This is a genomic window from Cellulomonas sp. NPDC055163 (assembly GCF_053607065.1).
Genome location: NZ_JBSGSU010000007.1, coordinates 153,084 through 176,960 on the forward strand (window position 1 = coordinate 153,084; position 23,877 = coordinate 176,960).

The following is a 23,877-nucleotide window of genomic DNA, read 5'->3' on the forward strand; positions in this document are numbered from 1 at the left end:
GCCGCCCGACGACGGCCTCAGCCGAGGACGAGCTCCGGCCAGTCCGCCAGGTCGGCGCGCATCTTCCGGTCGTGCGTCGCCACGACGACGGCCGCCGAGGTCGCACGCAGCGCCTCGGTGAGCTCGTCGACGAGCCCGATCGACAGGTGGTTGGTCGGCTCGTCGAGGAGGAGGACGTGCGGCGCGGCGAGCAGCGCGCACGCGAGGTCGAACCGCCGTCGCTGGCCGACCGAGAGCTCCTCGAGAGGCCGGTCGAGGTCCTCCTCGCTCAGCAGGCCGAGCGAGGCGACGGGCACGAGCCGCGTCGTGTCGAGCGCGCCCGCCTCGAGCAGCTCGAGCGCACGGCGCGCGTAGGCGTCGAAGCCGCTCTCGCGCTCGGGGGCGCCCGCCCATGACGACCCTGCGGCGGGGGGCCCCGCCCCCCGAGGTCCCCCGCCCGGCACGGCCTCGTCGAGACCTTCCTGGCCGAGGACACCCAGGCGCAGGCCCCCTGCGACGGCGCGAGCACCGCGGTCGAGCACGAGCGTCCCCGCGAGCGCGGCGAGCAGCGTCGACTTGCCGGCACCGTTCGCCCCGGTCACGAGCAGGCGCCCGCACGGTGGCAGGTCGATGCGGGTCCCCCCGAGGTCGAGCCGGTCCCGCCCGCCGGCGCCCGCGACCCGGGGCGCGCGGACGTCGAGCAGCGGCCCGCCGGGATAGCCGTCGGGGACCGACGGCAGGTCGGGGAACGTGAGCTCGAGCGGCGGGACCGGGACCTCGACCGCCTCGGCCTCGAGCCGCTGCACGAGCCGGTCCGCGGCCTTGACGTGCTGGCGGGCGCGCGTGCCGCGGCGGTGCTTGTCGGAGCCCTTGGGCGGGCGCCACTCGTCGGACAGCCCCTCGTACGACGCGTCGAGCCGCTCCGCGAGCCGCACCGCGCGCTTGCGCTCGGCGGTGTACCGCGCGCGCCAGCGCCGCAGCGCCTGCGTCTTGGCGAAGCGGTAGGTCGCGTACCGCGTCGCGCCGTAGAGGACAGGGCGCCCGTCCATCGACGGGTCCAGGTCGAGGATCGCGGTCATCACGTCGTCGAGCAGCTGCCGGTCGTGCGTGACGATGACGACGACACCCGGCCAGCCGCGCAGCTGCGCTGTCAGGTACTCGATGCCGGCGACGTCGAGGTGGTTGGTGGGCTCGTCGAGCAGCAGGATGTCCGCCCGCTCAGCCAGGCGGCAGCCGAGGCGCACCCGGTACCGCTCCCCCACGCTCAGCTCGTCGAGGCGCCGGTCGAGGTCGCGCGGTGCTCCGAGGCGGCTCAGGGCCTCGTCGACCCGGCGGTCCGCGTCCCACGCCGCGAGGTGCTCGACGCGCCCGATCGCCTCGGTCAGCGCCGCGAGGTCGCCGGTCTCGTGGTCGAACCTGTCGACGACGTCCTCGAGACGGGCGGCCGCGGCACGGACACCGGCGAGCGACTCCCCGACCAGCGTCCCCACGGTCGCGGACGCGGCGACGTCGAGCTCCTGCGCGACGACGGCCACGGTCCCCGCGCGCCGGACGGTGCCGTCCTGCGCGGCGAGCTCGCCCGCGAGGACCCGCAGCAGCGTCGACTTGCCGGCGCCATTCTCGCCGACGACGCCGAGCCGCGTGCCCGCGGGCGCCGCGACGTCGACGCGGTCGAGCACCGCGCGCCCGGGGTAGCCGAACGTCACGGCGTCGGCCACGAGGTGCACGGCACCCAGCGCGACGGGGGCGGCATCCGGGCCGGCCCCCGCGCCGAGCGGCTGCCCGCGGGCACCCTCGCGCGCCGCACTCACCGCCTGTCGCCCAGGACCCGGACCAGCACCGGGACCAGCGCGCGGAACGCCTGCCCGCGGTGGCTGATCGCGTTCTTCTCCGCGGGCGTGAGCTCGGCACACGTGCGCGTCTCGCCGTCGGGCACGAGGACGGGGTCGTAGCCGAACCCGCCGGCGCCGCGCGGCCCGTCCGTGAGCCGGCCGGGGAGGTGCCCGGTCTCGACGTGCTCGAACCCGTCCGGGGTCACGAGCGCGGCGGCGCACGTGAAGCGTGCGCCGCGGTGCTCGGCGCCGATGTCCGCGAGCTGCGCGAGCAGCAGGGCGAGGTTCGCCGCGTCGTCGCCGTGCCGGCCGGCCCAGCGTGCCGAGAAGATGCCGGGCGCCCCGCCCAGCACGTCGACCGCGAGCCCGGAGTCGTCGGCCACCGCGGGCAGCCCGGTGAAGCGCGCGAGGGCCCGCGCCTTGAGCAGCGCGTTGGCCTCGAACGTCACACCGTCCTCGACCGGCTCCGGCGCGCCGACGTCGCGCGCGCCCACGACGCTCGCGGGGTCGAGGCCGGGCAGCGCGGGGCCGAGGATCGCGCGGAGCTCGTCGAGCTTGTGCGCGTTGTGCGTGGCGAGGACCAGCCGGGGAGCGGCCGTCATGCGGTCACCCCGCCGGTCACCTCGCCGACGGGCGCGGCGTCGGCCGGCGCGGTCCCGGCAGCCGCGTGCACGAGCGTGGACCGCGACGCGCTGCCGTCCGAGGCGGGCGCGTCGAGCGTCGCGCGCTGCAGGCGGGTGAGCTCGGCGGTCCCCGCGAGGGCCAGGTCGAGCAGCGCGTCGAGCTCCGCGCGGTCGAACGGCGCGTGCTCGGCGGTGCCCTGCACCTCGACGAACGTGCCCGAGCCGGTCACGACGACGTTCATGTCGGTCTCCGCGCGCACGTCCTCGACGTACGGCAGGTCGAGCACCGGGACGCCGTCGACGATGCCGACGCTCACCGCGGCGACCGAGTCGCGCAGCACGGGCTTCTTGCGGCTGATCGCGCCCTTCTTCAGGCCCCACGCGACCGCGTCGGCGAGCGCGACGTACGCGCCCGTGATGGCGGCGGTGCGCGTGCCGCCGTCCGCCTGCAGGACGTCGCAGTCGAGCACGATCGTGTTCTCCCCGAGCGCGCTGACGTCGATGACCGCCCGCAGCGAGCGCCCGACCAGCCGCGAGATCTCGTGCGTCCGGCCGCCGACCCGGCCCTTGACGGACTCGCGGTCGGAGCGCGTGCTCGTCGCGCGCGGCAGCATCGAGTACTCCGCCGTGACCCAGCCCTCGCCCGAGCCCTTGCGCCAGCGCGGCACCCCCTCGGTGAACGACGCGACGCACAGCACCTTGGTGCCGCCGAACTCCACGAGCACGCTGCCCTCGCCCGCCTCGAGGAACCGGCGGGTGATCGTCACGGGGCGGAGCTGGTCGGGGCGGCGGCCGTCGGGGCGCGTCGCGGGCGTGCCGGAGGTCACGGGAGTCGTGGGGGTCATGCGGACGAGCCTAACGGCGGGCCCGGGCGGTCCCGCGGGAGCGTCGTCGAGGCGCGGGCCCGGGGACGAGGCTCGCGTCAGAGGACGTGCACGTCGCCGGTCCGCGCGAGGTCGAGCGGGCCGGCGTACACCGCGCGCGCCTCGGCGACGGCGTCGGCGGGGTCGTTCCACGCGGGGATGTGCGTCAGCACGAGGCGCCCGGCCCGGCCCGCGGTCGCGGCGAGACCGGCACGGCGACCGGTGAGGTGCACGCCGCGCAGCCCGTCGTCCCGGCCCTCGACGTACGCGGCCTCCGCCAGCAGGAGGTTGACGCCGTCCGCGAGCTCGGTGAGCCCCGCGCACTCGTCGGTGTCGCCCGTGTACGCGAGCGTCACGGTGCGCGCGGCGTCGTGGTCCGACGGCCCGGTGACCCGGAAGCCGAACGCCGGCACCGGGTGCTCGACGACCACGGGCACGAACGTCAGCGGGCCCACGACGACGGGCACGCCCGGCTCCCACGTGCGGAACGCGAACTGCCCGGACACCTCGGTCGCGGGGTCCTTGCCGGCCATGAGCGCGAGGCGCTCGGACGCACCCTCGGGGGCGTGCACCGCGACCGGCGGGCAGGGCCCACCGGGCCGGTACCGGCGCAGCACGTTGAGCACGATGAGGTCTGCGACGTGGTCGGAGTGCAGGTGGGAGACGGCGATCGCGTCGAGCGCGGTCGGGTCCGCGAGGCGCTGCAGCGGGCCCAGCGCGCCGTTGCCGAGGTCCATGAGGACCGTCCAGGTGCGCACCGCCCCGGTGCGCTCGTCGGGCCCCTCCGCCTGCACGAGGTACGCGGACGCGGCGGCGTCCGGCCCCGGGAACGACCCGGCGCAACCCACGACCACGAGCCTCATCGTGCGCCCCCCGCGCGGTGACTCACCGGTGCGCCTGCCACCGCAGCGCGAGCCGGTCCTCGACCGCCCCGACCTCGGGACCGAGGAAGCGGCGCGCGAGCACGTGGAACGACGCGGGGTCGCCGGTCGCCAGGAACCGGTGCTCGGGCGGGCCGGCCGCGGGGTCCCGCTCGAGGTCGTGCGCGACGAGCGTGCGGTACACGTCCTTCGCGGTCTCCTCGGCGCTCGAGACGAGCGTCACGCCCTCGCCCATGACGTAGGAGATGACGCCCGTGAGCAGCGGGTAGTGCGTGCAGCCGAGCACGAGGGTGTCGACGCCCGCGTCACGCACCGGGTCGAGGTACTCGTGCGCGGCGGCAAGGATGTCGGGGCCCGAGGTGATCCCCGCCTCGACGAAGCCGACGAACCGCGGGCACGCGCGCGTCACGAGCTCGATGCCGGGGGCGACGGCGAACGCGTCGTCGTACGCGCGGGACTCGACCGTCGACCGGGTCGCGATCACGCCGATGTGCCCGGTCCGGGTGGCGGCGACGGCACGGCGGGCAGCGGGCAGGACCACCTCGACGACGGGGATGCCGCGGCGCTGGGTGTACCGCTCGCGGGCGTCGCGCAGGACCGCCGACGACGCGGTGTTGCACGCGATGACCAGCATCTTCACACCGGCGTCGACGAGGTCGTCCATGACCTCGAGCGCGTGCGCCCGGACCGCGGCGAGCGGCTTCTCGCCGTACGGGGTGTTGAGCGTGTCGCCGATGTAGAGCGTCGACTCCTGCGGGAGCTGGTCGAGGATCGACCGCGCGACGGTGAGCCCTCCGACACCGGAGTCGAAGATGCCGATCGGGGCGTCGTTCACGCCGCCGAGCCTAACCGCTCCGCTGCGGCGGACCGGTCCCCCGCCGGTGTGACACGCCTCGCGTGCGTACCGGCAGCGCCCCGGGGCGAACCCGGGCGGGCGTCAGCGGGAGCGGCGCAGGTCCTCGAGCATCACCGCGAGCAGCGACTCCTGGAGCCAGCTCAGCGCCGCGTACACCGACCCCAGGTACAGCCGGGCCTGGCCGGCGGCGTCCTCCTCCGCGACCTCCGCCTCGAGCACCTCGTAGAGCGAGTCGGCCGCCTCCTCGTCGACGATCCCGAGCCGGTCGGCGAGCACGAGGCGCAGGTCGGTGAGCGTCGCGGCGAGCGCCTGCGCGTCGCCGGGCTGCACCACGAGCGCCCCGCCGCGCCCGTCCGCGGCCGTGAGCTGCTGCCAGACCGCGCCGAGGCGCGCGATCTTGGTGCGGCGCAGGTCGGCCTCGGTGAGCCGTCGGAACTCGGCGGCGACCGCGGGGTCCTCGCGCGACGCGTCCGGGAGCAGGCGGCGCACGGCGGCGTCCTCGGGCGGGGCGACCCACGCCTCGTCCACGCGCAGGCCGAGCGGGTCGGGGTGGGCGGTCGAGGGCGGCGGGCTGTCCTCGAAGCGCGCGGCGCCGAGAAGCTCGGCGACGTCGGCGACGACCGACGCGACGACCTCGCGCTCCTGCGCGTCGAGCTCGGCGACGAACGCCCCGCGCTCTCGCCGGAAGCCGCGCATCACTGCCCCCCGCGCTGCATCGTCGCCCAGAGGCCGAAGCCGTGCATCGCCTGCACGTCGACCTCCATCGTCTCGCGGTTGCCGGTCGAGACGACCGCGCGCCCCTGCTCGTGCACCTGCCGCATGAGCTTCTCGGCCTTGGCGCGCGGGTAGCCGAAGTAGGACTGGAACACGTAGCTCACGTAGCTCATGAGGTTGACGGGGTCGTTCCAGACGATCGTGACCCACGCATCACCGAGCCCCGACTGCTCCTCGGCGGCGACGGTCTCCTCGGGAGCGAGCTGGGCGACCACGCGCCCACTCTAGGTGCGGGCGCGACACCCGTCCGCCTACGTTGGCGCCATGAGCGTTCCGCAGACCGCCGCCGCCCTGCCCGGCGCCACCCGGCCCGACGCCGTGACGGACCGCCGCGCCGCGCGTCACCGCAGCACGGCGCTGCTGACCGACCGCTACGAGCTCACGATGCTCGACGCGGCCCTCGCCGACGGCACGGCGTCGCGGCACTGCGTGTTCGAGGTCTTCACGCGGCGCCTGCCCGCCGGGCGCCGGTACGGAGTCCTCGCGGGCACGGGCCGCGTGCTGGAGGCGCTGCACGACTTCCGCTTCGAGGGGACCGAGCTCGAGTGGCTCGCCCAGGCGGGGGTCGTGAGCGCGTCGACGCTCGACTTCCTCGCCGGCTACCGCTTCACGGGGTCGATCAGCGGCTACGCCGAGGGCGAGATGTTCTTCCCCCAGTCCCCCGTGATGGTCGTCGAGGGCACGTTCGCCGAGGCGGTGCTGCTCGAGACGTTCGTGCTCTCGGTGCTCAACTACGACTCAGCCGTCGCGTCCGCCGCGTCGCGCATGACGAGCGCGGCCATCGGGCGGCCGTGCCTGGAGATGGGGTCGCGGCGCGCGCACGAGGAGGCGGCGGTCGCGGCGGCCCGGGCGACCGCGGTCGCGGGTTTCGCGGCGACCTCGAACCTCGAGGCGGGCCGCCGGTACGGGATCCCGACGATCGGCACGGCGGCTCACGCGTTCACCCTGCTGCACGACGACGAGGAGTCGGCGTTCCGCGCGCAGGTCGGCACGCTCGGGCCCGGCACGACGCTGCTCGTCGACACCTACGACGTCCGCCGGGGTGTCGAGACCGCGGTGCGGGTGGCCGGCCCGGGGCTCGGCGCCGTCCGGCTCGACTCGGGTGACCTCGGGGTGCTCGCGCACGAGGTGCGTGCGCAGCTCGACGCGCTCGGCGCGACGGGGACGCGGATCGTCGTGACCTCGGACCTCGACGAGCACGCGATCGCGTCGCTCGCGGTCGCGCCGGTCGACTCCTACGGCGTGGGGACCTCGGTCGTGACCGGGTCCGGCGCACCGACGTGCGGGATGGTCTACAAGCTGGTCGCGCGCGAGGGGCGGGACGGGACGCTGGAGCCGGTCGCGAAGGCGACGCGGCTCAAGTCGAGCGTCGGGGGTCGCAAGGGTGCGGCGCGCCGGCTCGACGAGGAGGGCCGGGCGGTCGAGGAGGTGCTCGTCACGGGGGCCGACTCGGACGTCACGTCGTGGAGCCCCGAGGACCAGACGCTGCGGCCGCTGCACGTGCCGCTCGTGGTGCACGGCGCCGTCGACACGCGCTGGACGGGCGCCGCGGGTGTCCGGACGGCGGCAGAACGGCACCGGGCCTCCCGAGACGAGCTGCCTCGGGGGGCCCGGCGCCTGTCCGCGGACGAGGCCGCGGTTCCGACGGTGACGCTGCGGCTGGGTGGGGGGACCGCCGCCGCGGACGTCGCGTCGTAGGTGTTAGATGCGTGCGCCGCGGCCACGGCCGACGAGGCCGAGGATCAGGCTGACCACGAGGACCGCGACACCGATCCAGAGCAGGAACTGACCGATCTCGGTCGCGACCCCGAGGACGATGAGGACGACACCGACGAGGATGAGCAGGAGCCAGGACGGCATGATGCGCCCCTTCCGTTCAGACGGCCCGCAGGCCGTTCGCTTCAGCTGACCGGGGGTACCCGGTGCTGGGTGATGCCTCTACCGTGGCACTGCCCTTTCGGGTCGGCATCCGCTGCGTTGCGGTTGCATCCGGGCGCGACGCTGGTAAGTGGTCGCGCGTCCAGGGCTCTGACCTGCGCAAACACGTCGATGAGAGATCGGTGAGAACGCACAAGCCCCTGTCCACATTTTGAGACAGGGTCGACGCGACGCCCCGACGCTCAGCGCTTCCCGACGAACCAGCCCCGGAGCATCTCCACGCGCGCCGCGAGCTGGTCCGGGTCTGCGAGCGCGACCTCCGGGCCGCCGCAGCGGCGACGCAGCTCGGTGTGCACCGCGCCGTGCGGCTGGCCGCTGCGCCGCGACCACGCGCCGACGAGCTGCGCGAGCTCCTTGCGCAGCTCCGCCTGCTTGCGGTGGTCCATCTCCGCGAGGCGCTCGGCCTCCTGCTGCGCACTGGCCTTCGGGCGCCGCTTGCCGCTGAGCTGGTCCGCCTGGCGCTGCCGCAGCAGCGTCGTCACCTGGTCCGCGTCCAGCAGCCCCGGCAGCCCGAGGAAGTCGAGCTCCTCCTCCGAGCCCACGTCCGCGCCCGTGCCGAACTCGCCGCCGTCGAACAGCACGCGGTCGAACGACGCCTGCGCCTCGAGCGCCTCGAATGACCCCTGCAGCCCGTCGGGGCCGACGGCGTCCGCGCCGCCGCGCGCCGAGTTCGCCGCCGCGAGCAGGGCGTCCTCGGGGTTGTAGTCGTCGCCCTGCTCCTCCGCGGTCAGCGGTCGGTCGAGGGCGTGGTCGCGCTCGGCCTCGAGCGCGTTCGCGAGGACGAGCAGCTGCGGCACGCTCGGCAGGAACACCGACGCGGTCTCGCCGCGCCGCCGGGCCCGCACGAAGCGCCCGACCGCCTGGGCGAAGAACAGCGGCGTCGCGGTGCTCGTGGCGTAGACGCCGACCGCGAGCCGCGGGACGTCGACCCCCTCCGAGACCATGCGCACCGCGACGAGCCAGCGCGAGTCGGACGCGGAGAACTCGTCGATCCGGTCGCTCGCCCCGTCGTCGTCCGACAGCACGACCGTCGGCGAGGTGCCCGTGATGCGCGCGAGGTGCCCCGCGTACGCGCGCGCGTCGGTCTGGTCGGTCGCGATCACCATGGCGCCCGCGTCGGGGACCGAGCGCCGGACCTCCGTGAGCCGGCGGTCCGCGGCGGCGAGCACCGACGGGATCCACTCGCCGTTCGGGTTGAGCGCCGTGCGCCACGCCTGCGCGGTCATGTCCTTGGTCAGCGCCTCGCCGAGGCGTGCGCTGACCTCGTCGCCCGCCTTCGTGCGCCAGCGCATCGCGCCCGAGTACGAGAGGAAGATGACCGGCCGGACGACGTGGTCGCGCAGCGCGTCGCCGTAGCCGTAGGTGTAGTCGGCGGCGCTGCGCCGGATGCCGTCCTCGCCGCGCTCGTACGTGACGAACGGGATCGCCGCGGTGTCCGAGCGGAACGGCGTGCCGGTCAGCGACAGCCGCCGCGTCGCACCCTCGAAGGCCTCCCGGACCGCGTCTCCCCACGAGAGCGCGTCGCCGCCGTGGTGCACCTCGTCGAGGATCACCAGGGTCGGCGCGGCGCCGGTGCGCGCGGCGTGCAACGCCGGCTTGCTCGCGACCTGCGCGTAGGTCACGGCGACGCCGTCGAACCCGTGGCCGTGCCGGCCCTGGGCGTTCTTGAAGTTCGGGTCGAGCGTGATCCCGACGCGCGCGGCGGCGTCCGCCCACTGGCGCTTGAGGTGCTCGGTGGGCGCGACCACGGTGACGCGGCGCACCGCACCCGCCTCGAGCAGCTCCGTCGCGATCCGCAGCGCGAACGTCGTCTTGCCCGCGCCGGGCGTCGCGACCGCGAGGAAGTCACGCGGGTTGCGCGTGCGGTACTCCTCGATGGCCTCGGCCTGCCAGGCACGGAGCTTGCCCGCGGTCCCCCACGGCGCGCGCGACGGGAACGCCGGCGGCAGGTGCTGCGCGGCCGACGTGGACGCGTGCGTCGAGGGGACGGAGGGCAGGCGCTGGGGCGCGCTCACTTCCCGCCGGAGGAGTCGCCGGGGCCCTTGTCGTCCTGCGGCGGGCGCAGGCCGTCGTAGATCTCCTTGCACACCGGGCAGACCGGGAACTTCTTGGGGTCGCGCCCGGGGACCCAGACCTTGCCGCACAGGGCGATCACGGGGTTCCCCGAGAGCGCGGAGGCCATGATCTTGTCCTTGCGGACGTAGTGGGCGAAGCGCTCGTGGTCGCCCGGCTCGACCTGCTCGGTCGTCTCGGAACGCTCGAGGACGCTCGTCGAGGTGCCCGAGCCGGGGTCCGCCCCGAACGGGTCGTCAGGACCGGTGCTGGGGGGCAGGGGCTCGCTCATGGGGTCCGAGTCTACGGCGCCGCACCGACACCGCCGCGGTCCCCACCCGCGCGTCGACCGTGCACGGCGCGGCACAACTACATTGACACGCTGACTAGTCAGTCATACCTTCTAGTCGTGCCCGCCGACCCGACGACGACCCCGCCGCCGTCCCCCACGCCCGCCGGGGAGCCGTGGCCGGGCGAGTGGCTCCGCGGCGCGCTCGAGGTGTGCGTCCTCGCCGTCCTCGACGAGGGACCGACCTACGGCTACGCGATCACCACGCGCCTCGAGGAGCTCGGGCTCGGGGCAGTCAAGGGCGGGACGCTCTACCCCCTGCTCGCACGCCTCGAGGAGTCCGGGTCGGTGACCGTCGAGTGGCGACCCGGCGAGGGCGGGCCCGGCCGCAAGTACTTCACCCTGACCGCCCTCGGCCGGGCCGCGCTCGCGGCGAAGGCGACGGCCTGGACGCGGTTCGCCGCGACGACCTCCGCCGTGGTCGCCCGGTCCGCCGGGCACGGCTCCCCCGTACGGCTGCCACCCGGCGCCCGCCCCGACTCCCCCCGCTGAGAGGCCACCATGACGACGACCCAGAGGGTCCCCCGAGCCTGGCGCGACGAGCTCGTCCTCGCGCTGCGGGAGCGTGACGTCTCCGGCGCCGACATCGGCGACGCGCTCGCCCACGTCGAGTCCTTCTGCGCCGACGCGGACCAGGGCGCCGTCGAGGCCTTCGGACCGGCACGGGAGTACGCCGCGAGCCTCCGGCTGCCGAGCGGCTCGCCCACCCCGACGACCGGGCTCGCGCTGAGCCGGTCGACGCTGCTGCGTTACGCCGCGGGGATGCTCGCCGTCGCGCTCGTCGGGATGTCGGCCGCCTCCTGGGCACGCGACGAGCCGCTCCGGCTCGGCGCCCCGCACCTCGCCGTCGCGCTCGTGGCGCTCGCCTCGCTCGGGCTGCTCGTCCGGCACCTCGGTGCGTTCGTCCGCTGGTGCACCGAGCGCACGTGGCTCGCCTGGGTCGCCGTGCAGGTCGGGGCCTGGCTCGCGGTCGGTCTCGGCTTCCTCGCCGCGCACGGGCTGCCCGCGGTCGCCGTCGCCGTCCCGGCCGCCCCGCTGACGGTCGTCGCCGCGGCGGTGCTCGTCGTGCCCGCGCTCGTCGCCCAGCTCCGGGGCTCGCTCGACGACGCCGACGTCCTCACGAGCCCGCTCGAGGACCCCGCGGTGGTCCGGCGCCGGTCGCGCCGCGCGGACACCCTCCTGACGTGGGCGCTGCCGGTGTGCGGCGTGGTCTCGGTGGGCGTCACGCTCGCCCTGGACGGGCTGCTCCGCGGCTGACCGTGCACCGGGAAGCACCCGGCGCCCGCGCGCGTTGTCGCCCCCATGGAACTCGGCTTCTACACGTTCGGCGACATCCACCCCGACCCGGTGACCGGCGTCGTCACCGACCCGGCCCAGCGACTCGCCGACGTGCTCGAGCGCGTGCGGCTGGCCGAGCAGGTCGGGCTCGACTACGTGGGGATCGGCGAGCACCACCGGCCCGACTACGCGATCTCCTCCCCGTCGACCGTCATCGCGGCCGCGCTCGCGCAGACCGAGCGGATCACGGTCGGCAGCGCCGTCACGGTCCTGTCGACCGAGGACCCGGTGCGCGTGTTCCAGCAGTTCGCCACGATGGACCTGCTCTCGCGCGGGCGGGTCGAGCTGCTCGCCGGGCGCGGCTCGTTCATCGAGTCCTACCCGCTGTTCGGCGCGTCGCTCGACGACTACGACGCGCTGTACGACGAGAAGATCGTGCTCCTGCTCCGGCTCGACGCCGAGGAGCGCGTCACGTGGTCCGGCCGGTTCCGCGCGGCCCTCGACGACGCGCTCGTGCTCCCGCGTCCCTACGACCGCCCGGGCCGGGGGCGCCACCTCGACATCGCGGTCGCGACCGGCGGCAACCCGCAGTCGTCGGTCCGGGCGGGCGTGCTCGGCCTGCCGGTCAGCTACGCGATCATCGGCGGGCAGCCGGCCCAGTTCGCGCCGCTCGTCGACCTCTACCGCAGCGCGCACGAGCAGTCGGGGCACGACGCGTCGACGCGGAAGGTCTCGGTCGCGGGCATGGGCTTCCTCGCGGACGACGGGCGCGCCGCGCGCGACTTCTTCTACCCGTACTGGCACGACTCGATGCGCCGGATCGCCTCCGAGCGCGGGTTCCCGATGCCGAACCGCATCTCGTTCGAGTCCCAGGCCGCCCGGGGCGGCGCCTACTTCGTCGGCGGGCCGGAGGAGGTCGCCGAGCGGGTCGTGGCTCTGCACGAGGTGCTGGGCCACGACCGGCAGGCGTTCCAGATGGACCTCTCGGGCGTGCCGCAGAAGGAGTCGCTGCGGGCGATCGAGCTGCTCGGCACACGGGTCGCCCCGCTGGTGCGCGAGGCGCTCGGCGGCTGACCGGCGCGGCGCTCGGGGCCTCACCGCGGACCGGTGCGGGTCGACGTCGGCGCGGTCGCCGGGCGGCGGCGAGCGGCGGACGCGGGGGACGCGGTCGCCCCCACCGGGCGCCGCGACCGGACGGCCGGTGCGGGGCCGTGGACACGCTCTCGCAGGTCAGCGCGCTGCCGTGAGACATCTCTCACGTTGTACAACGGTCATTGACGGCATTTCGGACGCCCGTCTACCTTGACGACGCCGCGCGCAGCCGCCCCCTCCCCCGGGGTGCCGCTGCCCGAGCGCGGCCTCCCCCGCTGCGCCCCCGCGCGGCGGACGACGGAAGGTAGTGAGCGTGAACATCCAGCATCCCCGACACGCGCGAGGCGGCCGCTCGGCCTGGTCCCGCGCCGTCGCCACCCTCGTGGCCGGCGCGGTCGCCGCCCTCGGTGGCGTGGCCTTCGCCGGGTCCGCGCAGGCGGCGCCCAGCATCGACACCGGCACCTGGTACTCGCTCGTCAGCTGGCGCAGCAAGAAGGCGGTCGACGTCGCCGGGTCCTCGACCCTCCCCGGCACGGCCGTCACGCAGTGGACCGCCACGGGCGCAGCGAACCAGCAGTTCCGGTTCGTCGGCGTCGGCGGCGGGTTCTACGAGGTCCGCGCACGGCACTCGGGCCTCGCCCTGACGATCGCGACCGGCTCGGGCTCGCTCGCGACGCAGGCGACGAGCACGGGCACGGCGACGCAGCAGTTCGCGCTCGCCGCCGGCTCGTCGGGCCGTGTCAAGCTCGTCAACCGCGCGAGCGGCCTCGCGCTCCAGGTCGTCGGCGCGTCGAAGGAGAACGGCGCCCGCCTCGAGCAGGCCGCGGACGCGAACGCCAACCACCAGCAGTTCACGCTCGTCGCCCAGGGCAGCGCCCCGAGCCCGACGACGCCGGCGCCGACCGCGAGCGCCACCCCGAAGCCCAGCGCGAGCGCGACCCCGAAGCCGACCGCGAGCGCGACGCCGAAGCCGACGGCCACCACGCAGCCGACCACGCCGCCCCAGACGGGCGCCTGGCCCACGCCGACGTCGTCGCAGAAGGTCTCGGCGACCATCGAGATCAGCGGCACGAAGGACCTGGGCCTCGTCCGCTACTACGGCATCTCCTCGGGCGACCAGGGCGAGAGCCAGCCGCCCATGTTCACGCTCGCCGACGGCGCGGTGCTCCGCAACGTCATCCTCGGCACGGGCGCGGGCGACGGCATCCACTGCACCGGCACGTGCACGATCGAGAACGTCTGGTTCGAGGACGTCGGCGAGGACGCCGCGACGTTCAAGGGGACCTCGGCCTCGCAGACCATGACCATCAACGGCGGCGGCGCGCGCTCGGCGTCGGACAAGGTGTTCCAGCACAACGGCCCGGGGACCTTCGTCATCAAGAACTTCCAGGTCTCCGACATCGGCAAGCTGTACCGCTCGTGCGGCAACTGCTCGAAGCAGCACGCCCGCACCGTCGTCGTCCAGAACGTGACCGTCACCGCGCCGGCCAAGTCCCTCGTCGGCATCAACCCGAACCTCGGCGACAAGGCCACCCTCTCGGGCATCACGATCGTCGGGGACTCCTCGAAGAAGATCGCGATCTGCGAGGAGTACAAGGGCGTGACCTCCGGCGAGCCCAGCAAGGTCTCGTCCGGACCGTCCGCCGCGTGCGGGTACACCCCGTCCGCGATCGTCTACCGGTGACGCCGGGGTCGCCCGCCGACCCCGACACCGCCGCACCTCCTCGGTGACCTCGGGTCACCCCAGGACCGCGCCCGGTCCGCCGCACCCCCCCTGCGGCGGGCCGGGCGTGCTGCGTCCGCGCCGTCAGAAGCCGGCGAGCGCCCACCGGATCGCGCGGACCATCGCGTGCCCCGACGCGCGCACCACCGTCGCCTCGACCGGAGGGGCGTACGGCAGACCGAGCGGACGGCGCGTCCACCGCGGCAGCATCGCGACGCCCGCCCCGGCGAGCGCCCCGTACGGCATGCGCGCGGCGAGCGGGAGCGGCGGGTGCACGAGCAGGAACCGCGCCGCGTCCCGGGCGGCCTGCGTCCCGCGCAGCTCCCCCCGGTACCGCGCGAGCGCGCGCTCGAGCGACGCGACGTCCGTCGGGACGTCCGCGCCGCCGAGCTTGCGGGCGACGACCGCCGCCTGCGCGACGTACTCGTCGCACCCGGCGGCGTCGAGCGGGTTCTGCCCGTAGAGCTGGTGCGCGCGCAGGAAGCTGTCGACCTCGGCGACGTGCACCCAGTCGAGCAGGTGCGGGTCGGAGGCCCGGTAGGGGACGCCGTCCTCGTCCTTGCCGCGCACCCGCTCGTGCACGTCGCGCACGTGCCCGACGACGCGCTCGGCGTCGGCGGCCGTGCCGAAGGTCGTGACCGCCAGGAACGTGCTCGTGCGCTGCAACCGCCCCCACGGGTCGCCGCGGTAGCCCGAGTGCCCGGCCACCGCGGCCATGGCCTGCGGGTGCAGCGACTGGAGCAGCAGAGCACGCAGGCCGCCGACGAACATCGAGGCGTCGCCGTGCACGCGCTGGATCGCGCTGCCGGGCTCGAACCAGCGGTCGCCGGGGCTGAAGTGGATGCGGTCGTGCTTGTCGCGGTGGTCGTCCCCGGCGACCCGGCCGAGCAGCGCGGTCGCGAGGCGGGTGCGGGCGGCTTCGGCGACGGACATGCCTCATGGTCACCGCCGGGCGGTCGGGCCGCGAACGGGCCTTCTCAGCGGGGTCTCAGGTCGGTGTGCGCGCCGCACGAGACCAGGGGCCGGCCGGCGCTCAGACCGTCTGCTCCGGGAGGCCCACGAGCCAGCCGCGAGCGCCCCGCGCCCGCACCGACAGGCTCGCGACGTGCGTCGCCGCGGTCAGCGCGGCCACGGGGTCGACGCCGTGCGCGAGCTGCTCCGCGAAGGCGCCGTGCAGCACGTCGCCCGCACCGAGGGTGTCGACGACGTCCTCCCGCGGGACGGCGAGCGGCTCGACCGCGCCGACCTCGGGACCGGGCGCACCCGCGACCCGGCGGCGGTACCGCACCGGGCCCGACCCCGCCGAGCGCGCGACGAACGCCGGGCCGAGCAGCGCGACGGCGGCGAGGTCGTGGTCGTCCGGCGCGCCGCCCGGCACGTCCTGCGCCGCGGCGCGGAGGTCCTCGGGCAGGCGGAAGTCCGCCGAGAGCACCGCGTGGTCCACGTGCGCGAGCAGCTCGTCGGTGCGGGGCTTCCAGCTGCCGCCGTCGAGCACGACCGGGACGCCGCGCGCTCGGGCGGCCGCCGCGAGCACGAGCGCCGCACCGAGGTGGTGACCGTCGAGCAGGAGCACGTCCGCACCGTCGAGCACGGCGTCGGTGCGGTCGCGGGCGACGGGCGCGAGGTCGCCGGACGCGCTCGCGTTGACCGACACGACGGCGCGCTCCCCCGTGCCGCGGGTCACGAGCACGGTCGAGACGGCCGGCGACGCGGGTGCGCCGTCGAGCAGGTCGACGACCTCGACCCCCGCAGCGTCGAGGTCCGCGCGCACGAGCGACGCGACCGGACCGGCCCCGAGCGCGGTCACGAGCCGGGCCCGCACACCGAGCGCGACGGCCGTCGCGGCGGCGTTCGCCGCCGGCCCCCCGGACGTGACGTCGAGCCCGGTCGCGACGAGCTTCTCGTCCGGCGCCGGCACGTGGTCGACGTCCTGGAGCACGTCGAGCGTCACGAGCCCGCAGGCGACGACGAGCGGCGGCGGGGACGTCATGCGCCCATCCTGCCGGGCCGGGCCCGACGCCGGCCCCGATCCCGTCAGGTGCGTGCCGTCGCGTCGACGGCACGCACCGGAGCGGTCCGGTCGACGAGGAGCCACACGCCCGCACCGGCGACGAGGGCCGCGAGCAGCACCGACAGCCAGGGCCCGAGCGCGTCCGCGGCCAGGTGCGACCCGACGAACGCCGCGAGCGCCACGACCCCGGCCGCACCCGTGCGCAGGAGCCCTGCGGGCCGGACGGAGCGGACCGCGCACCAGAGCAGCCCCGCCGCGAGCACGACCCCGCCGAGCCAGCGCACGCCCGTCCCCTGCGCCACGGCGAAGCCGGCGACGAGCGTCACGGCGGAGATCACGGCGGTCGGCAGGCGGCTCATGCGCGCCACTCTAGGCAGCGGCCCCCGCGCGCACGACGTCGTCCGGGCGGACGTCCCAGGACCGCCTCCGCGCACAGCAATACGGTGGTGCCACGACACCGCGAGAGGGAGCACCGTGACCACCACACCCACCGACGCCACCACCACGAGCGCCTGGAAGGACCTCACGGCCCACCGGTCGGCGCTCACGCCGGACCTGCGCGGCTGGTTCGCCGCCGACGCCGAGCGTGCGACGCGCCTGACCCGGACGGTCGGCGACCTGCACGTCGACCTGTCGAAGAACCTCGTGACCGACGAGACGCTCGAGCTCCTCGTGCGGCTCGCCGACGAGGTCGGCCTGCCGGGGCGCATCGAGGCGATGCTCTCGGGCGAGCACATCAACGTCACCGAGGACCGCGCGGTGCTGCACACGGCCCTGCGCCGTCCGGCGGGCGCGTCCCCGGCTCTGCACGTCGACGGCCAGGACGTCGACGCCGACGTCCAGGCGGAGCTCGCGAAGGTGTCCGCGTTCGCCGACAAGGTGCGCAGCGGCGAGTGGACGGGCGTCACCGGCGCCCGCGTCGCGACCGTCGTCAACATCGGCATCGGCGGCTCCGACCTGGGCCCGGTCATGGCGTACGAGGCGCTCAGGCCGTACGTCCACGACGGCCTCGAGGTGCGGTTCGTCTCGAACATCGACCCGACCGACCTCGCCGAGACGGTGCGGGGCCTCGACGCGACGACGACCCTGTTCATCGTCGCGTCCAAGACGTTCGGGACGCTCGAGACGCTGACGAACGCGCGACTCGCGCGCACGTGGCTCTGGGAGCAGCTCCTCGACGCCGGCGCGATCGAGGACACCGACGGCGCGCGCACGCAGGCCGTCGCGCAGCACTTCGTCGCGGTCTCGACCGCGCTCGACAAGGTCGCGGCGTTCGGCATCGACCCCGCGAACGCGTTCGGCTTCTGGGACTGGGTCGGCGGCCGGTACTCGCTCGACTCGGCGATCGGCACGTCGCTCGCGATCGCGATCGGCCCCGACGGCTTCCGGGACCTCCTGGCCGGCTTCCACGCGGTCGACGAGCACCTGCGCAGCACGCCGTTCGCGCAGAACGTGCCGGTGCTGATGGGCCTGCTCAACGTCTGGTACGTCAACTTCCTCGACGCCCACACGCACGCGGTGCTCCCGTACGCGCAGCACCTGCACCGCTTCCCGGCCTACCTCCAGCAGCTCACGATGGAGTCGAACGGCAAGTCCGTGCGCTGGGACGGCACGCCCGTCACGACGGACACCGGGGAGATCTTCTGGGGCGAGCCGGGCACGAACGGCCAGCACGCGTTCTACCAGCTCATCCACCAGGGCACGCGGCTCATCCCGGCGGACTTCATCGCCGTCGCGACGCCCGCGCACCCGCTGCGCGACGGCGACGCCGACGTGCACGAGCTGCTCCTGTCGAACTTCTTCGCGCAGACCAAGGCGCTCGCGTTCGGCAAGACGGCCGACGAGGTGCGCGCCGACGGCGTCGCGGAGGAGATCGTCCCCGCGCGGGTGTTCCCCGGCAACCGCCCCACGACGTCGATCATGGCGCCGTCGCTCACGCCGTCCGTGCTGGGCCAGCTCATCGCCCTCTACGAGCACATCACGTTCGTGCAGGGCGTCGTGTGGGGCATCGACAGCTTCGACCAGTGGGGCGTCGAGCTCGGCAAGGTCCTCGCGATGCAGATCTCCCCCGCGGTGTCCGGTGACACCGACGCGATCGCGGCGCAGGACCCGTCGACGCGCGGGCTCATCGAGTACTACCGGGCGCACCGCGACGCCTGAGCCGCGGTCAGGCCGGGTGGCGCGCGTCCGCCGCCCGGCCCCCCGGTCGCCCGTGCTGCTGCGGCGCGGCGCCCGTCCGCGACCCCCGTCGGCCGGCGCGCAGGAACGACCCCGTCCGCGTGACCGGCCGCGGCCTCGGGCCGTGGCGTACCGCTCGCTCAGGCCGTGGCGTAGCGCTCAGCCGACCGGGCCCGGCGCTTCTCGGCCTCGATCTCGCGGTCCTTGGGCGGGGCGGACGTGACGAGCGCGTCGAGCAGGTGGCGCGTCGCGTGCGCGATCTCCTCGACGGCCCGGTCGAACGCCTCGCGGTTCGCCTGCGACGGCGCGCTCGAGCCGCTCACCTTGCGCACGTACTGCAGGGCGGCGGCGTGCACCTCGTCCTGCGACGCGGGCGGCTCGAAGTTGTGGAGGGTGTGGATGTTCCGGCACATGCTCCCGACGGTACGGCGGACCCCGTCCGGGTGGAACCCCGCGCGGGGTGCCCGGGACCCTGCGGGGACCGCGCTGCGGCGTGCGGCGGGCCGAGAACCGCGGAACGGCGCGTGATCACCCGCTCCAGCAGTCGCGCCCGCCCGTCCCGGGAGCGGACACTGAGGAGCCCGGAGCCGTTCGCGACGAGCGGACACGCGAGCAGGTCTCGCATCCGGGCCGCACACCGGCTATTGTCGTGCCCGGAGTTACTGTGATTCGCACGTCCTTGACCGTCGAGGCTGAGCCTTGGCGTTGCGTTCTCTAGGGAGCGGACGACGACACCGTGATATCGCCCCCGACACCCGGGGTCGTCCCCTAACCCGCAAGGGAGCAACCATGACGACTGGAACCGTGAAGTGGTTCAACGCCGAAAAGGGCTTCGGCTTCATCGCGCCTGACGACGGCGGCGCCGACGTCTTCGCGCACTACTCGGCCATCCAGAGCAGCGGCTACCGCTCGCTCGAGGAGAACCAGAAGGTGCAGTTCGACGTCACGCAGGGCCCGAAGGGCCCGCAGGCGGAGAACATCCAGCCCATCTGATCCTCGGATCGGCTCGCTGACCTTCATCGGTCGGCACCCAGCACGCAGAACCGCCCCGGCCTCGCCGGGGCGGTTCTGCTGTCTGCGGACCCGGGACGCGAACGGTGCCCCGGCCCGTGAGGGCCGGGGCACCGCGGCTGACGCGGCCCTGCGCCGGGTCAGCCCACCGGCGTCCGCCCGCCGGTCGTCGGCGCACCCGGGGGTACGCCGGCGTTCGTGGTCAGCGCGCGGAGCAGCTGACGGTCGCACCCGCGCCCGAGCCGGTGCCCTGGAAGCCGACCTCGGCGCTGCGGCCTGCGGCGAGCGAGCCGTTCCAGGCGGCGTTCTGCACGGTCACCGAGCTCCCGGACGTGCTCGCCTGGCCGCCCCAGACGTTCGCGACCCCGCCGTTCGGGAGCGCGAGGGTCACCGCCCACCCGCTCACCGGCGCCGAGCCGGCGGTCACCGTGACGGCGCCGATGAAGCCGCCCTGCCAGCTGTTGGCGACCCGGTACACCGCCGTGCACCCGGCGCCCGCCGTCGGGGTCGGGGTCGGTGTGGCCGTCGGCGTGGGCGTGGGGGTCGCGGTGGGCGTGGGGGTCGTGGTGGGCGTAGGCGTCGGGGTCACGCCGTCGAGCACCCGCGCCAGCGCCGGGTACCACCGGTCGGCGAGCTTGACGATGCCCGCGTCGTTCGGGTGCACGCCGTCGGACGTGTCCGCAGCGGGGTTCCAGCCGGTCCACTGGTCGACGACGGTGACGGGCGACGCGCTCGTGCTGAGCGAGGCGGCCCAGGCCGGGATCGCGGCGTTGAGGGCGACGGTCCGCTGGGCGCACTCGCCGCACGTCGGCGGCGCGACCGGGATGATCTGGGCGACGAGCACCTTCATGCCCGGGTTGCTCGCCCGCATCTGGTTCACGAGCGTCGTGTAGGCCGCGAGGATCTGCGTCGTCGAGCGGTTGCTCCACACGTCGTTGGTGCCGAAGTGCATGAGCACGACGTCCGGTCGCGTCTGCGCGAGCCACCCGGTCAGGAGGCCCTCCGAGGCGACGTTCGTCGCGAGGAGCCCGCCGTGGCCCTCGTTGTCGCCGTCGTGCGCGATGCCGCAGCCCTGCGCGGGCAGCGTCCCGACCATGTCGACGTTCGTGTACCCGCCGTTCTGGAGCTTCTGCCACAGCAGCGCCCGCCAGCACCCCGGTGACCCGGTGATCGAGTCGCCGAGGGCCATGACCCGGACCGGCGCGGCCGCCGCACGGCTCGGGGCCGCCGCGGCGAGGACGCCCGTGAGGAGCAGCGCGACGACCGCGACGAGCGCGAGGAGCGGGCGGTGGTTCGGGCGTGCGGACGACGTCGTCATGGCGCAGTTCTCCCTCTCGAGGGGGCCGGGGACGGACGCGCGGGGACAGCGCGCGGCCGGACTGGCAGCCTGACGGGCCCGTCGAGGACCGCGCCAGGACGCGCGCGGGGTCGAATCGATTAGGGCGCGCCCGCCCGGTGACCGACCTCACCGCCCTCCTCCTGGGCCGGGGCGTGGGTGCGTGCGACCCTGGAGGCAGGGCCCCCGCGGGGTTCCCGGACGAGGTGCGCCGTACCCGGAGTGCGACAAGACGGCGCCGAGGAGATCACATGTCCTGGCTCGTGCTCGTGCTGTCCGGTGTTCTCGAGGCCGTCTGGGCGACTGCGCTCGGGCGGTCGGAGGGGCTGACCCGCTGGGTCCCCACGGTGGTGTTCGTCGTCGCGCTCGTGCTGAGCATGGGCGGGCTCGCGTACGCGATGCGCACGCTGCCGACCGGGACCGCGTACGCGGTGTGGGTCGGGGTCGGTGCGGCCCTGACCGTCGGCTATGCGATGGCGACCGGCGCCGAGCCGGTGTCGCTCGTGCGGGTCCTGCTGCTGCTGGGGATCGTCGGGTGCGTCGTCGGGCTCAAGGTCGTCGGCTAGCGCCCGGCACGGCCGGCCGCGGGCTCCTGGCGCCGGCACGGTCCACGCAGGGCCGGAGGTGGCACCTTTCACCCCGCGCACGCCTCGCACGCCGCCGCCCCCGGCCGATCACGTCCACGAAGGACCCCGCCCGGGTCCGGCCGCCGCGCGGCCGGCGTCCCGGCGACACGGGGCCTCGTCGTCGATGCGATTGGTGCGTGATCTGGGTGAGGAGCGCGTGGTCCCGCTGGCTCGCCGTCGCCGCGGCGGTCGCTCTCGTGCACCTGGTCCTCCCCACGGCGTCCGCGCGCGGCATCGTCTACCAGCTCGTCGCCTTCGGATCCGTCGCGGTCATGCTCGTCGGGATCCGCCGCAACCGGCCGTCGCGCAGGGTGCCGTGGTACCTGCTGACGGCCGGCATCGCGCTCATGACGGTCGGGGACCTCCTGTGGTCCTGGTACGAGCTCGTGCTCGGGACGGACCCGTACCCATCGGCCGCGGACGTCGTCTACCTCGCGGCGTACCCGTTCCTCGGTGCGGGGCTGCTCATGCTCGCCCGGGCACGCGGCAGCGAGCGGCACCCGACCGCGGCCATCGACAGCCTGCTCGTGTCGATCGGGCTCGGGCTCGTCGCGTGGGTCGCGCTGATCGCCCCCGCGCTCCGCGACCCCGAGCTGGACCTCGCCAGCACGGTCGTGGGCGCGGCGTACCCGATCGTCGACATCATCCTCATCGGGCTCCTGGTCCGGCTCCTGACCGCACCCGGTGCCCGGTCGACCGCGTCGGCCCTGCTCGTGAGCGCCACGGGCCTGCTGATGGCGGCCGACGCGCTGTTCCAGCTCTCCGCGATCGTGCCGGCCCTCGAGGCGCACGTGCTCCTGCTCGACGGGGGCTGGCTCGTCGCCTACGCGCTGTTCGGAGCGGCCGCCCTGGCTCCCGGCATGCGCCTGATGTCGGAGCGCGCGGTCGAGCCCGAGCAGCGCAAGGGCCGCCAGCGGCTCATGCTCGTCGGCCCCGCGGTGTTCATGGCACCGGCGGTGCTCGTGGTGCAGCTCGTGCTCGGCGGCACCGTCGACGTGTGGGCCGCCGCGGTCGCGGCCGTCGCCCTGACGGTGCTCTCGCTCATCCGGATGGCGCGCATGACCCGGTGGCTCGAGGAGCAGGCGCAGAGCCTGCGCGGAGCCGCCGACACCGACATCGTGACCGGGCTGGCGAACCGGCGGCTGCTCGTCCGGGAGATCCGGGACGCCCTCGCGGCCCCGCGCGCCCGCGTCGCGCTCGTGCTCGTGGACGTCGACCGCTTCAGCGAGATCAACGAGACGTTCGGGCACCGCATCGGCGACGAGGTCCTGATCCGCATCGGCGAGCGGCTGCGGTCCGTCGCCGGCCACGCCGGGCTCGTGGCGCGGCCGGGCGGCGACGAGTTCGCGATCCTGTTCCGCGACGTGCCCGGCAGCGGCACGGCGATGAACCTGGCGCAGTCGGTGCACGACGCGCTCGCCCGGCCCGTCCGGCTCGACGACCTCGAGGTGCGGGTCCAGGTGAGCGTGGGGCTCGTGGTCGCGCCCGACGACGGGACGGACCCGCTGGACCTGCTGCACCGCGGCGACGTCGCGCTCTCGACCGCGAAGCGCGGCTCGCGCCTGCCTGCCCGCTACGACGCCTCGATGAGCTCCGGCAGCACGCTGGCCCCCGCGCTCGGCGGCACGCTGCTCGGCGCGATCTCCCGCGGCGAGCTCGTGCTGCACTACCAGCCGATCGTCGAGGTCAGCACCGGGCGCGTCGTCGCCGTCGAGGCGCTCGTGCGCTGGCAGCACCCCGAGCACGGGCTGCTCACCCCGAACCTCTTCATCCCCACGGCCGAGCGCACCGGGGTCATCGGCCCGCTCACGCGTGACGTCCTCGACCAGGCGCTGCGGGCGGTCGCCGGCTGGCGCGCCGACGGCCTCGACATCGCCGTCGCGGTCAACCTCGCCGCGCAGAACCTGCTCGACCCCGAGATCGTCTCCGACGTGCGCGCCGCGCTCGCTCGCCACGGGCTGCCGGCGTCCGCGCTCGAGCTGGAGATCACCGAGAGCAGCGCGATGAGCGACCCGGAGCGCGCACTCGAGGCGCTCGACGCGCTCGAGCGCCTCGGCGTCGAGCTCGCGGTCGACGACTACGGCACCGGCCACAGCTCGCTCGCGTACCTGCACCGCCTCCCCGTCGGCCGGCTCAAGCTCGACCGCGCGTTCGTGGGCGGCATCGCGCAGGACCGCGCGAGCGAGGCGATCGTCCGCTCGACGATCGAGCTCGCGCGCCACCTCGGGCTGTCGGTCGTCGCGGAGGGCGTCGAGGACGACGCGACGTTCGCGATGCTCGCCGAGATGGGCTGCTACGCCGCGCAGGGGTTCGGGCTCGCCCGCCCTGGGCCCGGGGCGAGGATCCCGTCGGTCATCGCGGAGATCACCCGCACCCGCGCCCCCGCGGCGCCGGTCCGGCGGGACGGCGTCCCGGCACCCCGCACGGCGGCGGCACCGGCACCGCGCTGACTCGGGCGTAGGGCGGCGCAGGGTA

General features: G+C 75.1%; 24 protein-coding genes and 1 riboswitch. Of the genes, 9 read left to right on the plus strand and 15 right to left on the minus strand.

Going from position 1 to position 23,877, the window contains the following annotated elements; all coding sequences use genetic code 11:
- Nucleotides 1-17 precede the first annotated feature (17 nt).
- From ACWFNE_RS15160 to clpS, 7 genes are all read right to left on the minus strand, one after another.
- Nucleotides 18-1,706, minus strand: coding sequence for an ABC-F family ATP-binding cassette domain-containing protein (locus tag ACWFNE_RS15160; RefSeq protein ID WP_452123448.1), 1,689 nt, complete (start codon nucleotides 1,704-1,706; stop codon nucleotides 18-20).
- Between the two features lie 80 nt (nucleotides 1,707-1,786).
- Nucleotides 1,787-2,413, minus strand: a complete 627-nt coding sequence (gene rdgB, locus ACWFNE_RS15165; RefSeq protein ID WP_452123253.1) for an RdgB/HAM1 family non-canonical purine NTP pyrophosphatase — start codon at nucleotides 2,411-2,413, stop codon at nucleotides 1,787-1,789.
- Complete coding sequence (gene rph / locus ACWFNE_RS15170; protein ID WP_452123254.1) at nucleotides 2,410-3,279, minus strand: ribonuclease PH; 870 nt, start codon at nucleotides 3,277-3,279, stop codon at nucleotides 2,410-2,412. The genes rdgB and rph overlap by 4 nt, the downstream gene beginning before the upstream one ends.
- A gap of 77 nt (nucleotides 3,280-3,356) precedes the next feature.
- On the minus strand, nucleotides 3,357-4,160 hold the full coding sequence (locus ACWFNE_RS15175; protein WP_452123255.1) for an MBL fold metallo-hydrolase: 804 nt from the start codon (nucleotides 4,158-4,160) through the stop codon (nucleotides 3,357-3,359).
- A 22-nt stretch (nucleotides 4,161-4,182) separates the two neighbouring features.
- A complete protein-coding gene (gene murI, locus ACWFNE_RS15180; protein ID WP_452123256.1) occupies nucleotides 4,183-5,013 on the minus strand; it encodes a glutamate racemase in 831 nt (276 codons plus the stop codon).
- A gap of 102 nt (nucleotides 5,014-5,115) precedes the next feature.
- Nucleotides 5,116-5,730, minus strand: coding sequence for a DUF2017 family protein (locus ACWFNE_RS15185; protein WP_452123257.1), 615 nt, complete (start codon nucleotides 5,728-5,730; stop codon nucleotides 5,116-5,118).
- Nucleotides 5,730-6,023 (minus strand): ATP-dependent Clp protease adapter ClpS, encoded by a 294-nt coding sequence (gene clpS, locus ACWFNE_RS15190; protein ID WP_452123258.1) that lies wholly within the window; start codon nucleotides 6,021-6,023, stop codon nucleotides 5,730-5,732. Before clpS ends, ACWFNE_RS15185 begins: the two co-directional genes overlap by 1 nt.
- A gap of 49 nt (nucleotides 6,024-6,072) precedes the next feature.
- Here clpS and ACWFNE_RS15195 point away from each other — a divergent pair, with 49 nt between their 5' ends.
- Complete coding sequence (locus ACWFNE_RS15195; RefSeq protein WP_452123259.1) at nucleotides 6,073-7,506, plus strand: nicotinate phosphoribosyltransferase; 1,434 nt, start codon at nucleotides 6,073-6,075, stop codon at nucleotides 7,504-7,506.
- A 3-nt stretch (nucleotides 7,507-7,509) separates the two neighbouring features.
- Here the strand turns inward: ACWFNE_RS15195 and ACWFNE_RS15200 are convergent, their stop codons facing one another.
- The 3 genes from ACWFNE_RS15200 to ACWFNE_RS15210 form a co-directional block, all read right to left on the minus strand.
- Complete coding sequence (locus ACWFNE_RS15200; RefSeq protein WP_258726559.1) at nucleotides 7,510-7,668, minus strand: hypothetical protein; 159 nt, start codon at nucleotides 7,666-7,668, stop codon at nucleotides 7,510-7,512.
- A gap of 260 nt (nucleotides 7,669-7,928) precedes the next feature.
- Nucleotides 7,929-9,761 (minus strand): DEAD/DEAH box helicase, encoded by a 1,833-nt coding sequence (locus ACWFNE_RS15205; RefSeq protein WP_452123260.1) that lies wholly within the window; start codon nucleotides 9,759-9,761, stop codon nucleotides 7,929-7,931.
- Entirely contained in the window at nucleotides 9,758-10,090 is a 333-nt protein-coding gene (locus ACWFNE_RS15210) for a DUF3039 domain-containing protein (RefSeq protein ID WP_452123261.1), read from the minus strand. Before ACWFNE_RS15210 ends, ACWFNE_RS15205 begins: the two co-directional genes overlap by 4 nt.
- Before the next feature lie 117 nt (nucleotides 10,091-10,207).
- Here ACWFNE_RS15210 and ACWFNE_RS15215 point away from each other — a divergent pair, with 117 nt between their 5' ends.
- From ACWFNE_RS15215 to ACWFNE_RS15230, 4 genes are all read left to right on the plus strand, one after another.
- Nucleotides 10,208-10,639 carry a PadR family transcriptional regulator gene (locus tag ACWFNE_RS15215; RefSeq protein ID WP_452123262.1) on the plus strand — a complete coding sequence of 144 codons (432 nt, stop codon included), beginning with the start codon at nucleotides 10,208-10,210 and terminating at the stop codon, nucleotides 10,637-10,639.
- A 9-nt stretch (nucleotides 10,640-10,648) separates the two neighbouring features.
- Nucleotides 10,649-11,404: a hypothetical protein gene (locus ACWFNE_RS15220; RefSeq protein ID WP_452123263.1), complete on the plus strand. Its 756-nt coding sequence runs from the start codon at nucleotides 10,649-10,651 to the stop codon at nucleotides 11,402-11,404.
- 45 nt (nucleotides 11,405-11,449) lie between these two features.
- On the plus strand, nucleotides 11,450-12,499 hold the full coding sequence (locus tag ACWFNE_RS15225; protein WP_452123264.1) for an LLM class flavin-dependent oxidoreductase: 1,050 nt from the start codon (nucleotides 11,450-11,452) through the stop codon (nucleotides 12,497-12,499).
- A 331-nt stretch (nucleotides 12,500-12,830) separates the two neighbouring features.
- Entirely contained in the window at nucleotides 12,831-14,201 is a 1,371-nt protein-coding gene (locus tag ACWFNE_RS15230; protein WP_452123265.1) for a pectate lyase, read from the plus strand.
- 123 nt (nucleotides 14,202-14,324) lie between these two features.
- Here ACWFNE_RS15230 and ACWFNE_RS15235 read toward each other — a convergent pair whose 3' ends face one another.
- The 3 genes from ACWFNE_RS15235 to ACWFNE_RS15245 all read right to left on the minus strand — a co-directional run bounded on the left by ACWFNE_RS15235 (nucleotide 14,325) and on the right by ACWFNE_RS15245 (nucleotide 16,610).
- A complete protein-coding gene (locus ACWFNE_RS15235) occupies nucleotides 14,325-15,173 on the minus strand; it encodes an oxygenase MpaB family protein (protein WP_452123266.1) in 849 nt (282 codons plus the stop codon).
- Nucleotides 15,174-15,273: 100 nt separating this feature from the next.
- On the minus strand, nucleotides 15,274-16,230 hold the full coding sequence (locus tag ACWFNE_RS15240) for a PfkB family carbohydrate kinase (RefSeq protein WP_452123267.1): 957 nt from the start codon (nucleotides 16,228-16,230) through the stop codon (nucleotides 15,274-15,276).
- Nucleotides 16,231-16,274: 44 nt separating this feature from the next.
- Nucleotides 16,275-16,610 (minus strand): hypothetical protein, encoded by a 336-nt coding sequence (locus ACWFNE_RS15245; protein WP_452123268.1) that lies wholly within the window; start codon nucleotides 16,608-16,610, stop codon nucleotides 16,275-16,277.
- A 115-nt stretch (nucleotides 16,611-16,725) separates the two neighbouring features.
- On the opposite strand from ACWFNE_RS15245, the gene pgi reads away from it, so the two are divergent.
- Nucleotides 16,726-18,411, plus strand: a complete 1,686-nt coding sequence (gene pgi, locus ACWFNE_RS15250) for a glucose-6-phosphate isomerase (protein WP_452123269.1) — start codon at nucleotides 16,726-16,728, stop codon at nucleotides 18,409-18,411.
- A 158-nt stretch (nucleotides 18,412-18,569) separates the two neighbouring features.
- Here pgi and ACWFNE_RS15255 read toward each other — a convergent pair whose 3' ends face one another.
- Nucleotides 18,570-18,842: a DUF2277 domain-containing protein gene (locus ACWFNE_RS15255; protein ID WP_452123270.1), complete on the minus strand. Its 273-nt coding sequence runs from the start codon at nucleotides 18,840-18,842 to the stop codon at nucleotides 18,570-18,572.
- Between the two features lie 376 nt (nucleotides 18,843-19,218).
- On the opposite strand from ACWFNE_RS15255, the gene cspE reads away from it, so the two are divergent.
- Nucleotides 19,219-19,422, plus strand: coding sequence for a transcription antiterminator/RNA stability regulator CspE (gene cspE / locus ACWFNE_RS15260; RefSeq protein WP_452123271.1), 204 nt, complete (start codon nucleotides 19,219-19,221; stop codon nucleotides 19,420-19,422).
- 220 nt (nucleotides 19,423-19,642) lie between these two features.
- Here the strand turns inward: cspE and ACWFNE_RS15265 are convergent, their stop codons facing one another.
- Nucleotides 19,643-20,758 carry a GDSL-type esterase/lipase family protein gene (locus tag ACWFNE_RS15265; RefSeq protein WP_452123272.1) on the minus strand — a complete coding sequence of 372 codons (1,116 nt, stop codon included), beginning with the start codon at nucleotides 20,756-20,758 and terminating at the stop codon, nucleotides 19,643-19,645.
- 195 nt (nucleotides 20,759-20,953) lie between these two features.
- Nucleotides 20,954-21,018, plus strand: a riboswitch (guanidine-III (ykkC-III) riboswitch).
- A gap of 9 nt (nucleotides 21,019-21,027) precedes the next feature.
- Between ACWFNE_RS15265 and ACWFNE_RS15270 the strand changes: the two genes are divergently transcribed.
- Nucleotides 21,028-21,342, plus strand: a complete 315-nt coding sequence (locus tag ACWFNE_RS15270) for a DMT family transporter (protein ID WP_452123273.1) — start codon at nucleotides 21,028-21,030, stop codon at nucleotides 21,340-21,342.
- Nucleotides 21,343-21,539: 197 nt separating this feature from the next.
- The gene (locus tag ACWFNE_RS15275) at nucleotides 21,540-23,852 is read left to right on the plus strand and encodes a putative bifunctional diguanylate cyclase/phosphodiesterase (protein ID WP_452123274.1); all 2,313 of its coding nucleotides are present in this window, start codon (nucleotides 21,540-21,542) and stop codon (nucleotides 23,850-23,852) included.
- The last annotated feature ends 25 nt before the right edge of the window (nucleotides 23,853-23,877 follow it).